This is a genomic window from Burkholderia sp. 10_S31, assembly GCF_056930375.1.
In genome coordinates, this window is record NZ_JBXOWK010000003.1 from 3,138,423 (window position 1) to 3,152,303 (window position 13,881).

Here is a 13,881-nt window from a genome sequence, read left to right on the forward strand (position 1 = left end):
CCTCCATTCGCGTGGTCCGCCTTTACTGTTTCGACAGCGCGATATAGCGCGCGAGATGGTGATCCTCGTCGCCGAGCTGGTGGTCGATCATCACGAGCCGCTTCGCGTAGTGCGACAGCGGCAGCTCCCACGTCATCCCGATCCCGCCGTGCAGCTGGATGCTTTCCTCGGCGACGAGCGTGCCGATCCGGCCGATCGTGTACTTCGCCGCCGCGAGCGCGCGCTCGCGCACCGCGCGCGGCGCGTCGAGCTGCGCGGCCGCGTTGATCACCGCCGAGCGCGCCTGCTCGACTTCGAGCAGCACATCTGCCATCCGGTGCTGCAGCGCCTGGAAGCTGCCGATCGGCACGCCGAACTGCTTGCGCGTGCGCAGATACTCGAGCGTCGCTTCCTTCGCGACATCCATCGCCCCGAGCGCCTCCGCCGACAGCGCGAGCAGCCCGTAGCCAAGCACGCGTTCGAGCAGCGCCGCACCGGCTTCGCCGTCGTGCGCGCCGAGCGCGGCATCGGCCGGCAGCACGACGCGCTCGAAGCGCACTTCGGCCGCGCGGCCGCCGTCGATCTTCCTGTAGTCGCGCAGCGACACGCCCGGCGCGTCGGCCGGCACGACGAACAGGCCGATGCCGGCTGCGTCGTCGTCATCACCGGACACACGCGCGCTGACGACGAAGAACGCCGCCTGCGCGGCCTGGTCGACCACCCCCTTCGCGCCCGTCAGCACCCAGCCGTCGCCGGAGCGCTCGGCACGCGTGCGCACGGTCGTCAGTTCGTAGTGCGAGCCAGGTTCGTCGTGCGCGAATGCGGCGCTCGCGCTGCCGTCGATCAGTGCGGTCAGCCGCTCGCGATGCGCGTCGCCACCGGCGAGCGACAGCGCGCGTCCGGCGAGCAGCGTGCCGAGGAACGGCTCGACGACGAGCCCGCGCCCGAGGCATTCGAACACCACGGCGATGTCGAAGCCCGCGCCGCCGAAGCCGCCGTCGGCTTCGGCAAACAGCGCGCCGACTGCACCAAGCGCCGCGAAGCGCTGCCACATCGCGCGATCGAATCCTTCGGCCGACTGCGCGATGCGCTCGCGCACCGGGAACGCGTACCGTTCGGCGATGAAGCGGTTCAACGTGTCCGCCAGCATCCGGCGGTCTTCTGTGTGCTGGAAATCCATCGTCGCGTCCCTCGTTACAGCCCGAGCATCATCTTCGCGATGATGTTCTTCTGGATCTCGTTCGAGCCGCCGAAGATCGACAGCTTGCGGTTGTTGAAGTACTGCTGCGCGGCGCTCGCGGCTTCGTCCGGGCCGACCGGCTCGCTGTCGTGGTCGGCGTCGAGCGCATCGTCGATGAACGGCTGCGCATACGGCCCCATCGCGCGGCGCATCAGCGCGGCGATCTCCTGGCGGATCTGCGTGCCGCGGATCTTCAGCATCGAGCTTTCCGCGCCCGGCACGCCGCCGCCCGCGACCGCGGCCAGCACGCGCAGGTTGGTCGTGCGCATGTTCTCGAGTTCGATCTCGACGCGCGCGACGCGTGCCGCGAAGAACGGATCGTCCGCGAGCGGCCGGCCGTTCTTCTTGACCTTCGCGGCGACCGCGCGCAGCCGCTCGAGCGCGGCCGTCGAGAAGCCGATCCCGGCGATGTTGGTGCGCTCGTACGTGAGCAGGTATTTCGCGCAGGTCCAGCCGCGGTTCTCTTCGCCGACCAGGTTCTCAACGGGCACGCGCACGTCGGTGAAGAACACTTCGTTGACCTCATGCTCGCCGTCGAGCGTGATGATCGGGCGCACTTCGACACCCGGCGTGTTCATGTCGATCAGCAGGAAGCTGATGCCCTCCTGCTTGCGTACGTCGGTCGCGGTGCGCACGAGGCAGAAGATCATGTTCGCGTAGTGGCCGAGCGTGGTCCACGTCTTCTGGCCGTTCACGACATAGTGCTCGCCCTGCGCGTCCACGCGCCGCACCGCGCTCGTCTTCACCGAAGCGAGGTCGGAACCGGCGCCCGGTTCCGAATAACCCTGGCACCACCAGTCGCTGCCGTCGAGGATGCGCGGCAGCCAGCGGCGCTTCTGCGCTTCGCTGCCGTACTTGATCAGCACGGGGCCGAGCATGTTCACGCCGAACGGCACGATGCGCGGCGCGCCCGCGAGCGCGCATTCGTTGTCGAACAGGAACTTCTGCGCGACGCTCCAGCCGGGGCCGCCGTATTCGCGCGGCCAGTGGCTCGCGAGCCAGCCGCGCGCATTCAGGATCGCGTGCCATTCGCGCATGTCGTCGCGCGTCAGATGCAGGCCGCCCTTCACCTTGCGCGCGATGCGCTCGGGCAGTTCGGCTTGCAGGAAGCGCTGCACTTCCGTGCGGAAGGCTTCCTCTTCGGGAGTGAAATCGAGGTCCATCTTCGGTCCGTGGCGAATGCGGTTGACGTTCAGTCGATGTGGTTCAGGCTCGCGAAATCCGCGCCGCGCTCGACGAGGTCGACGATCAGCGGCGAAGGCTTCCAGAACAGCGGATCCTCCTTCGCGAACGCGCGGATGTCGGCCAGCACGTTCGCGAGGCCGACCGTGTCCGCGTAGTGCATCGGGCCGCCGCGATAGCGCGGGAAGCCGTAGCCGTACAGGAACACCGCGTCGACATCGAGCGGGCGCAGCGCGATCTTCTCGTGCACGACGTTCGCGCCTTCGTTGATCATCGCGGCGAGGTAGCGGCGCAGGATCTCGTCGTCGGTGAACGTGCGCGGCGTGATGCCCTTCTTCGCGCGCTCGTCGGCGACGATCGCCTCGACTTCCGGGTCCGGCGTGCCGGCGCGCGCGCCGTCCGGATACAGGTAGTAGCCACGCGCCGTCTTCTGCCCGAACCAGCCGCGCTCGCACAGCCGGTCGGAAATCTCCACGTAGCGCGCATGCGGGTCGCGCGTCGCCGCGCGGCGCTTGCGGGTCGCCCAGCCGATGTCGCCGCCCGCGAGGTCGACGACCTGGAACGGCCCCATCGGGAAGCCGAATTCGCGCACCACGCGATCGATCTGGTACGGCGACGCGCCGTCTTCCATCAGGTAGTCGGCCGCAGTGCGGTAGACCGCGAGGATCCGGTTGCCGATGAAGCCGTCGCACACGCCCGCGCGCACCGGCGTCTTCTTCAGCTGCTTCGCGAGCGCGAACACAGTCGCGACGACCTCCGCACTCACGCGCGCCGGCACGACGATCTCGAGCAGCTTCATCACGTTGGCCGGCGAGAAGAAATGCAGGCCGATCACGTCGGCCGGCCGGTCGATGCTGGCAGCCAGCTCGTCGATGTCGAGATACGACGTGTTGGTCGCGAGCACCGCGCCCGGCTTGCACGCGCGCGCGAGTTCGGCGAACACGGCTTTCTTCACGGCCATGTCCTCGAACACGGCCTCGATCACGACGTCGGCCTGCGCGAGCGCGTCGTACGACGTGCTGCCCTTGAAGCGCGCAAGGCGCGCCGCGTGCGCGGCCGGCGTCATCCGCCCCTTCGCGACGAGACCGTCGTACACCTTCTCGACGTGCGCACGGCCGCGCGCGAGCGACGCTTCGTCGCGTTCGATCATCGTCACCGGCAGCCCGGCATCGAGCGCCGCGACCGCGATGCCCGCACCCATCGTGCCGCCGCCGACCACGCCGATCCGTTCGACCGGACGCGCGCTCGCGCGGCGCGCCTCGGGGGCCTTCGCGGCCTCGCGTTCCGCGAAGAACGCGTGCACGAGGCCCGCGCGCTGCGGGCTGTCGATACATTGCAGGAACAGGCTGCGCTCGAGCTTCATCCCCGCGTCGAACGACTGCGTGAGCGCGGCCTCGACCGCGTCGACGATCTTCGCGGGCGAGAACAGGCCACGCGATTTCTTCGGCAGCTCCGCACGCGCCGCATCGATCGCGGCCTGCGCGGCCGCGCGGTCGGCCAGCCCCTTCGCATCGCGCGTGCGGCGCACCGGTGCGCCGAGCGACACGAGTTCCTGCGCGTACGCGAGGCCTTCGGCGAGCGTGTCGTCGCTGTGCGCAACGCGGTCGACGAGGCCGAGCGCGAGCGCTTCGTCGGCGCTTGCATGACGGCCCGTCAGCATCAGGTCGAGCGCGGCCTTCGCACCGATCAGGCGCGGCGCGCGCTGCGTGCCGCCCGCACCGGGCAGCAGGCCGAGCGTGACTTCGGGCAGCCCGAGCTTGGCGCCGGGCACAGCGAGCCGGTAATGCGCGGCGAGCGCGACTTCGAGGCCGCCGCCGAGCGTCGCGCCGTGCAGCGCGACCACGACCGGTTTCGCGCCCGATTCGATGCGCTCGCACACGTCGGGCAGCGACGGCGGCACGATCGGCTTGCCGAATTCGCGGATGTCGGCGCCCGCGATGAAGTTGCGGCCCGCGCCGACGATCAGCACCGCGCGGATCGCGTCGTCGGCTTGCGCGGCGTCGATCGCGTCGGCCAGGCCGCGCCGCACGTCGGCGGACAGCGCGTTGACGGGCGGACGGTCGATCGTGACCACGAGCACCTTGTCGCGCCGTTCGCGCGTGACAGTGCCGGCCGGGTGATCGGGGGAAGCAGGTGAGTTCATCGTGTCTCCTTGACGCGGCGGCGGGCGCGCCGGCACCGGGTGCGTGCGTCGCGGCAGCGCGGGCGGCGCCGGGGCGTCCGCCCCGGTCCCGCACGGAGCGGGACAAGATCCGGCGGTACGCCGGGCATGACTCGATTCTCGATTGATCGAGATTCATTGACAATTCCCGCACGCCTTTACAAGCTGTCAAGTCTGACTTGACATTGAACGCTTTCGAACCGCTTCGCGCTGTTAAGCGGGACGGATCAGGAGACACCAGGCATGGACCTGAACGCGCTGACGCTGCTCGTCGAGATCCTCGACGCGGGCAATCTGAGCAAGGCCGCGCAGCGGCTCAAGATGAGCCGCGCGAACGTCAGCTACCGGCTGAACCAGCTCGAACGCTCGATCGGCCAGCAGCTCGTGCGCCGCACGACGCGCCGCATCGAGCCGACCGAGATCGGGCTGAAGCTGTACGAGCACGGCCGGCGCATCCGCAACGAGCTGCTCGCCGCGCAGGAATCGGTGACGACGCTCGGCCAGGACCTGCAGGGCCGCGTGCGGCTGTCGGTGCCGAGCGGCTACGGGCAGATGGTGATGTCCGACTGGCTGCTCGCGTTCAAGCGGCTGCATCCGGGCATCGTGCTCGACGTGGTGTTCGAGAATCGCGTGGAAGACCTGATGCGCGACGAGATCGACATCGCGGTGCGCGTGATGCCGGAGCCGCCGCAGAACCTCGTCGCACGCGACATGGGCGCGGTGCGCTACGTCGCGTGCGCGTCGGCTGCGTTCGCGGCCGCGCACGGGATGCCGGCGAGCCTCGGCGCGCTGGCCGCCGCGCCGGTCGTCACCGCGACGGTGATGGGGCGGCAGCTCAGAATCGCCGCGTATCTCGGCGACGAGCGCCACGAGGTGCTGCTCGAGCCCACGCTGATTTCGGAGAACTTCCTGTTCCTGCGCCAGGCGATCCTCGGCGGGATCGGCGTCGGCATCGTGCCCGACTACGTGATGCAGGACGACATCCGGTGCGGCACGGTCGTCACGTCCCTCGACGCGTACCGGCTCAGCATCTTCGGCACGCACATGTACATGCTCTACATGCCGAACCGGCACCACACGCGCGCGACTTCGACGTTCATAGAGTTCATCCTCGAACAGGCCGGAAAGACCGGCCGGGGCGGGCTCGGCGGGCTGCGTCAGGGTTTCTTGTCTGATGACAATCCGCCGGCCGCGCGGCGACAATAGCGCGCCGCGTGCCGCGCAAGCGCCGCCGCCCCCTTCGATTTCACAGCTGCCGAGGGTTCAATGTTCGACCGGATTCGTCCGCATTCGCGTCCCTGGACGCCTGTCGCCGTGCTCGCGCTCGTCGCACTCGTCACCTTCAGCGCCGGCTGCACGTCCCCGTCCGCGCCCTCGGGCGCCGTCGTCCCGGTCGCCGCCGCATCGGGCGCCGCGGTGCCGCTGCCCGGCGTTCACGCGCCCGAACAGTCGTCCGGCTGGACCGACAAGCCGGGCTGGACCTCGCAGCATTTCATGATCGCGGCCGCGAACCCGCTCGCGACGCAGGCCGGCTACGACATGCTGAAGGCCGGCGGCACCGCGATCGACGCGGCGATCGCGACACAGATGGTGCTCGCGCTCGTCGAGCCGCAATCGTCGGGACTCGGCGGCGGTGCGTTCATGCTGTACTTCGACGGCCGTGCAACGCAGGCGTACGACGGCCGCGAGACCGCGCCGGCCGCCGCGACCGATCGCCTGTTCTACGGCCCGACCGGCCAGCCGATGAGCTTCTACGAAGGTGTCGTCGGCGGGCGCTCGGTCGGCACGCCGGGCGTGCTGCGCATGCTCGACGCCGCGCACCGCGCGCACGGCAAGCTGCCGTGGCGGCGGTTGTTCCAGCCGGCGATCCGGCTCGCCGAGCACGGCTTTACGATCAGCCCGCGGCTCGCGACGCTGATCGCGAACGACAAGTACCTGAAGAACGACCCGGCTGCGCGCGCGTACTTCTACAACGCGGACGGCACGCCGAAGGCGGCCGGCACCGTGCTGAAGAATCCCGCGCTCGCGACCGTACTGCGCCAGGTCGCCGAGCGCGGCGCGAACGCGTTCTACACCGGCGCGATCGCGCGCGACATCGTCGCGAAGGTGCGCAAGCACCCGACCAATCCGGGCCTGCTGTCGCTGCAGGATCTCGCGCACTACAAGGCGAAGGTGCGTGCGCCGCTGTGTGCCGACTACCGGCGCTCGGTGGTGTGCGGAATGCCGCCGCCGTCGTCGGGCGGCCTCGCGATCGCGCAGATGCTCGGGATCCTCGAAGCGATGCCGGACTGGCAGCAGATCGGCGCGCAGAAGCCGGTGCGCAACGAGGTCGGCTACGAGCCGACGCCGTTCGCCGCGCACCTGTTCAGCGAAGCCGGGCGCCTCGCGTATGCGGACCGCGCGCGCTACGTCGCCGATCCCGATTTCGCGCCGCTGCCGGGCGGCAGCTGGGCGAGCCTCACCGACAAGACCTATCTCGCGCAGCGCGCGCACCTGATCGGCGACAGCAGCATGGGCGTCGCGCAGGCCGGCACGCCGCAGGGCGCGACGCTCGCGCTGGCCGACGACCGCAGCCCCGAATTGCCGTCGACGTCCGACATCGCGATCGTCGATCGCTACGGGCAGGCGCTGTCGATGACGACCAGCGTCGAGGACGCGTTCGGTTCGCGGCTGATGGTGCGCGGCTTCATGCTGAACAACCAGCTCACCGATTTCTCGTTCGTGTCGAGCGAGAACGGCCACCCCGTCGCGAACCGCGTGCAGCCGGGCAAGCGGCCGCGCTCGGCGATGTCGCCGGAGCTCGTGTTCGACCAGAAGACGAAGCAGGTGACGATGATCGTCGGCTCGGCAGGCGGCCCCGCGATCATCAACCACGTCGCGAAGGCGCTGGTCGGCGTGCTCGACTGGGGGATGACGATGCAGCAGGCGATCGCGCTGCCGAACTTCGGGTCGATGAACGGGCCGACGCAACTCGAGCGCGGCCGCGTGTCGGATGCGCTCGTCGACGGGCTGAAGGGACGCGGGCACGACGTGCGGGTCGTCGAGATGAACTCGGGACTGCAGGGGATCCAGCGGCTGAACGTGCAGGGGCAGACGGTGTGGTTCGGCGGGGCGGATCCGCGGCGGGAAGGAATCGCGATGGGCGATTGAGCCTGGCCGGCAGCGGCGGCGCGCATGCGCCGCCTGCTTCGCCTCACCCGCGCCCCTTCCACGGCACCACTCGCCGCTCGACCCCGCGCATCGCGAGATCGAACAGCCACGCGATCGCGCCGATGATCAGGATGCCCATCACGACGATTTCAGCTTTGCTTTTCGCGTTGGAATGGATCGCGCATCCGGTCGGGTGACGATTGCCGCGCGCCAGCGTGCGCAGCAGCCGCGCCAACGAAAAAGCCCGCATCGCTGCGGGCTGTTCTTCGACTGCGTGACTGCTGCTCAGAGGCGAATGCGGCGCTCAGACCACCCCGGCCCCATGCGCCTGCAGATCGGCGTGATAGCTCGACCGCACCATCGCGCCGACCGCCGCGTGCGTGAAGCCCATCTTGTACGCCTCTTCCTCGTACATCTTGAACGTATCCGGATGCACGTACGCACGCACCGGCAGGTGGTGCTCCGACGGCTGCAGGTATTGGCCGATCGTCAGCATGTCGACGTCGTGCGCGCGCAGGTCGCGCATCACCTGCAGGATCTCCTCTTCGGTCTCGCCGAGGCCGACCATCAGGCCCGACTTCGTCGCGACGTCCGGATGCTGCGCCTTGAAGTCCTTCAAGAGCTTCAGCGAGTGCGCGTAGTCCGAACCCGGGCGCGCTTCCTTGTACAGGCGCGGCACCGTTTCGAGGTTGTGGTTCATCACGTCCGGCGGTGCCGCGTTCAGGATCGAGATCGCGCGATCGAGACGGCCGCGGAAGTCCGGCGTCAGGATCTCGATGCGCGTTTCCGGCGACTGCTCGCGCACTTCGCGAATGCACTCGACGAAGTGGGCCGCACCGCCGTCGCGCAGGTCGTCGCGGTCCACGCTCGTGATCACCACGTACTTGAGCTTGAGCGCGGCGATCGTGCGCGCGAGGTTCTTCGGTTCGTCCGCGTCGAGCGGATCGGGACGGCCGTGGCCGACGTCGCAGAACGGGCAGCGGCGCGTGCACTTGTCGCCCATGATCATGAACGTCGCGGTGCCCTTGCCGAAGCATTCGCCGATGTTCGGGCAGCTCGCTTCCTCGCACACGGTGTGCAGATTGTGCTCGCGCAGGATCGTCTTGATCTCGTTGAAGCGCGAGCTGCCGGTGGCCGCCTTCACGCGGATCCACTCCGGCTTCTTCAGCTTCTCGATCGGAATGACCTTGATCGGGATGCGCGCCGTCTTCGCCTGCGCCTTCTGCTTGGCGGTCGGATCGTAGGCAGGGGTTGCGGCCGAATCGGCCGGTGCGGGGGAAGCGGTAACGTCAGTCATTCGAATGTTCCAGTGCCTGCGGCTTGTCGGCGGCCGCGGATTCGCCATCGAGGTTGGCAATCAGACGACCCACCAGCGTGTGGGCGACGTCGTTCCAGTCGGCGGCAACCTCGAGGCTCGCCATGTCGACGGTTTCCAGTCCGGCATAGCCGCACGGGTTGATCGCAAGAAACGGGCGCAGATCCATCTTCACGTTCAGGCTCAGCCCGTGATAGCTGCAGCCGTTGCGGATCTTCAGGCCGAGGGCAGCGATCTTCGCGCCTTCGTGCACGCCGGATGCCACATAGATTCCCGGCGCACCCGCCTTGCGGACCGAAGCGAGATTATACGCCGCGAGGGTTTCGATCACGGCCTCCTCGATCTTCGTCACGAGCGTGCGCACCATCAGCTTGCGCCGGCGCAGGTCCAGCAGCAGGTAGACGACGATCTGGCCGGGGCCGTGGTAGGTAATTTGTCCGCCGCGGTCGACCTTCACGAGCGGCACGCCGCTGTCGGCCACCAGCAGGTGAGCCGGGTCGCCGGCCTGGCCGAGCGTGTAGACGGGCGGATGCTCGACGACCCAGATTTCGTCGCCGGTGTCGGCCGTGCGCGTGTCGGTGAACGCGCGCATCGCGTCGAAGCTCGTCTCGTAGGCCTCGCTGCCCCGCCAGCGCACGGTGACCGGCGCGACAGGCTGAACCGGAGACCCGGCGGGCGATTCGGAAACAGCGACAGGCGTGGACACGATGGCAACCGGCGAGACGGACATGGGCGGTAGTTTACCGAAAACCCATGGGTCTCGCCGGCCTTGGAAAGGGGACGGATCACAGGTATCCGTCGGAGGAAAGGCCCGTCAAACGGTGCGCCAGCCGTCGTGGAGCAGCGCATTCACGCGGTTGCGCAGCCGCGCGAGCACGCCGCGTGCGACTTCCCCGGCCGGCCGCGACACCGAGAACGCGACGTGCGCGCCCTGCCCGCTTTCCGCGCTGAGCCACAACCGCTCGCCGCGGCGCAGCCGGAGCGTCTCGCCGTCGACCAGGAAGTAGTCCTCGACGTCGTTGCTGCGCGTCGCCCAGACCGGCCCGCATTGCACCGTCAGACGCGTGCTGCGTTGCACCTTCATCGGCACGGTCTCGCCCGCGGGGATTTCGAACGTGATGCTTGAAGAAATTTCTTGCATGATCGACTCCGCCAATAAATGCTTCGATGGCTACAATCGTAGTCACTTCAAGGCACCCGACCAAACGACCAATTTTCACGTCGATGTGAGGAAAATTAGCAAATGGACCTCCGCCAGCTGCCTGCGCTGAACGCGATTCGCGCGTTCGAAGCCGCCGCCCGTCACGAGAATTTCTCCCGCGCCGCCGACGAGCTGTACGTCACGCACGGCGCGGTCAGCCACCAGGTTCGCGCGCTCGAGGAGGAGCTCGGCGTGCAGCTGTTCACGCGCAACGGCAAGCGGCTGTGCCTGACCGACGCCGGCATGCGCTACGCGCAGCAGGTCCGCACCGCGCTGATGGTGATCGCCGATGCGACGCGCGAGGTGCGCGCCAGCGACCGCGGACGGCGGCTGGTGGTGTCGATGCTGTCGTCGTTCGCCGCGCGTTTCATCACGCCGCGCATCGGCACGTTCATCGAACGGCATCCGGAAATCGACGTCGAGCTGCAGTCGACCAACGCGCTCACCGATTTCGCGCGCGACGACGTCGATCTCGCGATCCGCTTCGGCTCCGGCAGCTATCCGGGGCTGCATGTCGAGCCATTGTTCGAAGAGGTGTTCTTTCCGGCATGCTCGCCGACGCTGAACGGCGGCAAGCTGCCGCAGACGCCCGCCGATCTCGTGCACTACAACCTGCTGCGCTCGGACGACGAGCTGTGGCGGCCGTGGTTCGACGCGGCCGGGCTCGATACGCTGACCGAGCCGAAACGGGGGATTCTGTACCAGGATTCGTCGAACCTGCTGCTGGCCGCGATCGACGGCCAGGGCATCGCGCTGGTGCGCCGCTCGCTCGCGGTGCACGACCTGCTGGACGGGCGCCTCGTGCGCCTGTTCGACATCGACGGGCAGAGCCCGTGGCACTATTTTTTCGTGTGTCCGCCGCCGCTCCTGAACACGCCGCGCGTGCAGGCGTTCAGGACCTGGCTGCTTCAGGAAGTCGCCGAGTACCAGTTGCTGTGCGACGAGCTGGACGCGCGGCGCGCGGCGGGGAAAACCCCCGCCGAGTGCGCGCAGGAAGGAGGATGGAAGGCGGCGGCGCTCAGAGTACGACCTTGACCATCGGATGGCCGGTCAGCGCGCGGTAGATGTCGTCGAGCTGTTGCTGGCTCGTCGCGCGCACGGTAATCGTGAGGCCGGTGTAGTTACCGCCGCTCGATGCACGCTCCTCGATCTTCTCGACGTCGATCTCGTTGTCGTGGACGGCCACGACCTTGAAGATCGTGTCCTTGAATTCCGGGTGCGCCTTGCCCATGATCTTGATCGGGAAATCGCACGGAAACTCCAGCAGCGACTCCTTCCGGGTATCGATCGCGCCGGTCACCTCGATGGTTTTGGTCGGTTCGCTCATCATTTTCTCCGGGTTAGGTCAAACTGTTCAAACTCGCGCGCTTTCGCACGCTGGTACGCGTCGTACAACGCCGCGAACACGGGGCCCGGCTTGCCGCCCTGCACGGGCAGATCGTCGAGCGACGTGACGGGCAGGATTTCCTTCGTGGCGGACGTGATCATGATCTCGTCCGCCGAACGCAGCTCGACCTCGCTGATCTCGCGCGCGATGAACCGAATTCCGCATTCGTCGGCCAGCTCCTCGACCAGCGCGTAGCGGATCCCTTCGAGGATCTTGTTGCTGCGCGGCGGCGCCATCAGCTCGCCGTTCTTCACGATCCACACGTTCGACGACGAGCCTTCGGTCACGTTGTCGTCGCGCAGCTGGATCGTCTCGAACGCATCGCGTTCGGCCGCATGCTGCGCCATCAGCACGTTGCCCAGTAGCGAAATCGACTTGATATCGCAATGCAACCAGCGGCGATCCTCGGCCGTCACGCAACGCACGCCCTGCGCGCGCTCCTCGGCCGACGGCAGGCGCAGCGGGCTCGTCATCGCGAACACCGTCGGCACCGCATTCGCCGGGAACGCGTGGCCGCGCTTCGCGACGCCGCGCGTCACCTGCAGATAGACGAGCGCGTTGGCGTCAGCGAGGCCTTCCGCGTTCGCGGCGACCACGCGCTCGATCAGCGCGCGCCAGCCGGCCGCGTCGTGCGGGTTGTCGATGCCGATCTTCTTCAGGCTGCGCGCGAGCCGGTCCAGATGCTGTTCGATCCGGAACGGCACGTGCGCGCCGTCGTGCGCATAAACGGGGACGACTTCATACACGCCATCGCCGAAGATGAACCCGCGGTCGAGCACCGGGACACGGGCTTGCGACAGCGGCACCAGCTCCTCCTGCGATGACACGCTGAGGTAGACGATCGGTTCGAATTCGGCTTGGCTCATGGCTATATCAGATGGGGATGAAGTCGTAAAAACAAAGGCCCGTCGCGCTTACTTCTTCTTGCTGAACATCAGCAGGATCGAGTCCCAGATACGTCCGAAGATACCCGCTTCCGGCACGGCCTGCAGCGCGACGACCGGGAACTCCGACAGCGTCTTGCCGTCGGCGACGATCTTCACGGTGCCGACCTGCTGGCCATCCGCGAGCGGCGCGATCAGCGGCGCGTTGACGTCGACTTCCGTCTTGACCTTGTCGCCCAGGCCGCGCGGCACGGTCACCCACTGGTCGCCCTTCACGCCGACCTGCACGGTGTTCTCCTTGCCCTTGTAGATACGCGGCGTCGACATCGCCTGGCCGCCCTTGAACAGGCGCACCGCGTCGAACGCGCTATAGCCGTAGTTCAGCATCTTCATGCTGTCCTGCGTGCGCTCGCCTTCCTTCTGCTCGCCCATCATCACCGACACGAGACGGCGCTGGCCGTCGACACCCGGGATCGCGCGCTTGGCCGATGCGATCAGGCAGTAGCCGGCCGCCTGCGTATGGCCCGTCTTCAGGCCGTCGACCGTCGGATCCAGCCACAGCAGCCGGTTGCGGTTGCCCTGGCGGATGTTGTTGTACTTGAATTCCTTCTCCGAGAAGATGCTGTAGTACTGCGGAAAATCTCGGATCAGGTGCGCGGACAGCTTCGCGAGGTCGCCGGCCGTCGTGTAGTGGTTCGGGTCCGGCATGCCGTTCACGTCGGCGAAGTGCGTGCCCTTCATGCCGAGGCGCTGCGCCTCGTCGTTCATCAGCGTGACGAACTGCCCTTCGCTGCCGCCGACCAGTTCGGCCAGCGCGATCGCGGCATCGTTGCCCGACTGGATGATCATCCCGTACACGAGGTCGTGCACCGACACCGGCTTGTCCGCCTCGATGAACATGCGCGACTCGTCGGTGCCGACGCGGCGCACGGCGGCGCTCGGCGTGACGATCTGCTCCATCGAGATCTTCTTCTTGTCGAGCGCCTCGAACACCAGGTAGGCCGTCATCAGCTTCGTCAGCGACGCGGGCTCGACGCGTTCGTCCGCATTGCCCGATGCGAGCACCGTGTTGCTCGTCGCGTCGACGAGCACCCACGAGCGCGCGTTCACGCCCGGCGGCGGGACGGCGCCCGGCATGAACGTCGCGGGCGCGCCGGTGAACTGCTCGGCGGCCGGCGCCGCATGCGCGGCCTTGGCCTTGGCGGCCGGCTTCGCCTCGGCGACGACGATCGTCGACGCGAGCGCGACGGGCAGCATCACGCCCAGCGCGACGTTGCGCGCGGCGGTGCCGAAGGCGATGGAAGAAGCGAGGGACTTGAGGCCTTGGGGAGACAGACGCATGATCGATTCAGGCTGGTGGCAGAAAGTGCGGCGCGAAACGC

Annotated in this window: 12 protein-coding genes and 1 pseudogene; 3 read left to right on the forward strand and 10 right to left on the reverse strand. The window is 68.0% G+C overall.

The window, feature by feature from the left end:
- Positions 1-22: 22 nt before the first annotated feature.
- Genes AC1Z3W_RS34800 through AC1Z3W_RS34810 form a run of 3 tightly spaced genes read right to left on the reverse strand, consistent with a single transcriptional unit; the run spans position 23 to position 4,544 of the window.
- On the reverse strand, positions 23-1,159 hold the full coding sequence (locus AC1Z3W_RS34800) for an acyl-CoA dehydrogenase family protein (RefSeq protein WP_483509416.1): 1,137 nt from the start codon (positions 1,157-1,159) through the stop codon (positions 23-25).
- Between the two features lie 14 nt (positions 1,160-1,173).
- Complete coding sequence (locus AC1Z3W_RS34805) at positions 1,174-2,382, reverse strand: acyl-CoA dehydrogenase family protein (protein WP_057926465.1); 1,209 nt, start codon at positions 2,380-2,382, stop codon at positions 1,174-1,176.
- Positions 2,383-2,411: 29 nt separating this feature from the next.
- Positions 2,412-4,544 carry a 3-hydroxyacyl-CoA dehydrogenase NAD-binding domain-containing protein gene (locus AC1Z3W_RS34810; protein ID WP_483509417.1) on the reverse strand — a complete coding sequence of 711 codons (2,133 nt, stop codon included), beginning with the start codon at positions 4,542-4,544 and terminating at the stop codon, positions 2,412-2,414.
- 261 nt (positions 4,545-4,805) lie between these two features.
- Here AC1Z3W_RS34810 and AC1Z3W_RS34815 point away from each other — a divergent pair, with 261 nt between their 5' ends.
- Together AC1Z3W_RS34815 and ggt are read left to right on the forward strand one after the other, a co-directional pair.
- On the forward strand, positions 4,806-5,768 hold the full coding sequence (locus tag AC1Z3W_RS34815) for a LysR family transcriptional regulator (protein ID WP_057926463.1): 963 nt from the start codon (positions 4,806-4,808) through the stop codon (positions 5,766-5,768).
- 60 nt (positions 5,769-5,828) lie between these two features.
- Positions 5,829-7,712: a gamma-glutamyltransferase gene (ggt, locus tag AC1Z3W_RS34820; RefSeq protein ID WP_483509418.1), complete on the forward strand. Its 1,884-nt coding sequence runs from the start codon at positions 5,829-5,831 to the stop codon at positions 7,710-7,712.
- Between the two features lie 43 nt (positions 7,713-7,755).
- Here the strand turns inward: ggt and AC1Z3W_RS34825 are convergent.
- The 4 genes and pseudogenes from AC1Z3W_RS34825 to AC1Z3W_RS34840 all read right to left on the reverse strand — a co-directional run.
- A pseudogene (locus tag AC1Z3W_RS34825) lies at positions 7,756-7,863 on the reverse strand (ABC transporter permease subunit); the annotation flags it as partial.
- Between the two features lie 153 nt (positions 7,864-8,016).
- Complete coding sequence (gene lipA, locus AC1Z3W_RS34830; RefSeq protein WP_057928546.1) at positions 8,017-9,009, reverse strand: lipoyl synthase; 993 nt, start codon at positions 9,007-9,009, stop codon at positions 8,017-8,019.
- Positions 9,002-9,757, reverse strand: a complete 756-nt coding sequence (gene lipB / locus AC1Z3W_RS34835) for a lipoyl(octanoyl) transferase LipB (protein WP_057928547.1) — start codon at positions 9,755-9,757, stop codon at positions 9,002-9,004. Before lipB ends, lipA begins: the two co-directional genes overlap by 8 nt.
- Before the next feature lie 84 nt (positions 9,758-9,841).
- Entirely contained in the window at positions 9,842-10,168 is a 327-nt protein-coding gene (locus AC1Z3W_RS34840; RefSeq protein ID WP_105787201.1) for a DUF2917 domain-containing protein, read from the reverse strand.
- Between the two features lie 102 nt (positions 10,169-10,270).
- Here AC1Z3W_RS34840 and AC1Z3W_RS34845 point away from each other — a divergent pair, with 102 nt between their 5' ends.
- Positions 10,271-11,263 (forward strand): transcriptional regulator GcvA, encoded by a 993-nt coding sequence (locus AC1Z3W_RS34845; RefSeq protein WP_057928548.1) that lies wholly within the window; start codon positions 10,271-10,273, stop codon positions 11,261-11,263.
- On the opposite strand, the gene AC1Z3W_RS34850 is transcribed toward AC1Z3W_RS34845, so the two are convergent.
- The 3 genes from AC1Z3W_RS34850 to AC1Z3W_RS34860 are packed head-to-tail and all read right to left on the reverse strand — an operon-like array spanning position 11,247 to position 13,840.
- On the reverse strand, positions 11,247-11,555 hold the full coding sequence (locus tag AC1Z3W_RS34850) for an HP0495 family protein (protein ID WP_057928637.1): 309 nt from the start codon (positions 11,553-11,555) through the stop codon (positions 11,247-11,249). The two genes, AC1Z3W_RS34845 and AC1Z3W_RS34850, sit on opposite strands and share 17 nt — an antisense overlap.
- Positions 11,555-12,481 carry a D-amino acid aminotransferase gene (locus AC1Z3W_RS34855; protein ID WP_057928549.1) on the reverse strand — a complete coding sequence of 309 codons (927 nt, stop codon included), beginning with the start codon at positions 12,479-12,481 and terminating at the stop codon, positions 11,555-11,557. The genes AC1Z3W_RS34850 and AC1Z3W_RS34855 overlap by 1 nt, the downstream gene beginning before the upstream one ends.
- A 48-nt stretch (positions 12,482-12,529) precedes the next feature.
- Positions 12,530-13,840: a D-alanyl-D-alanine carboxypeptidase family protein gene (locus AC1Z3W_RS34860; protein ID WP_057928550.1), complete on the reverse strand. Its 1,311-nt coding sequence runs from the start codon at positions 13,838-13,840 to the stop codon at positions 12,530-12,532.
- Positions 13,841-13,881 lie beyond the last annotated feature (41 nt).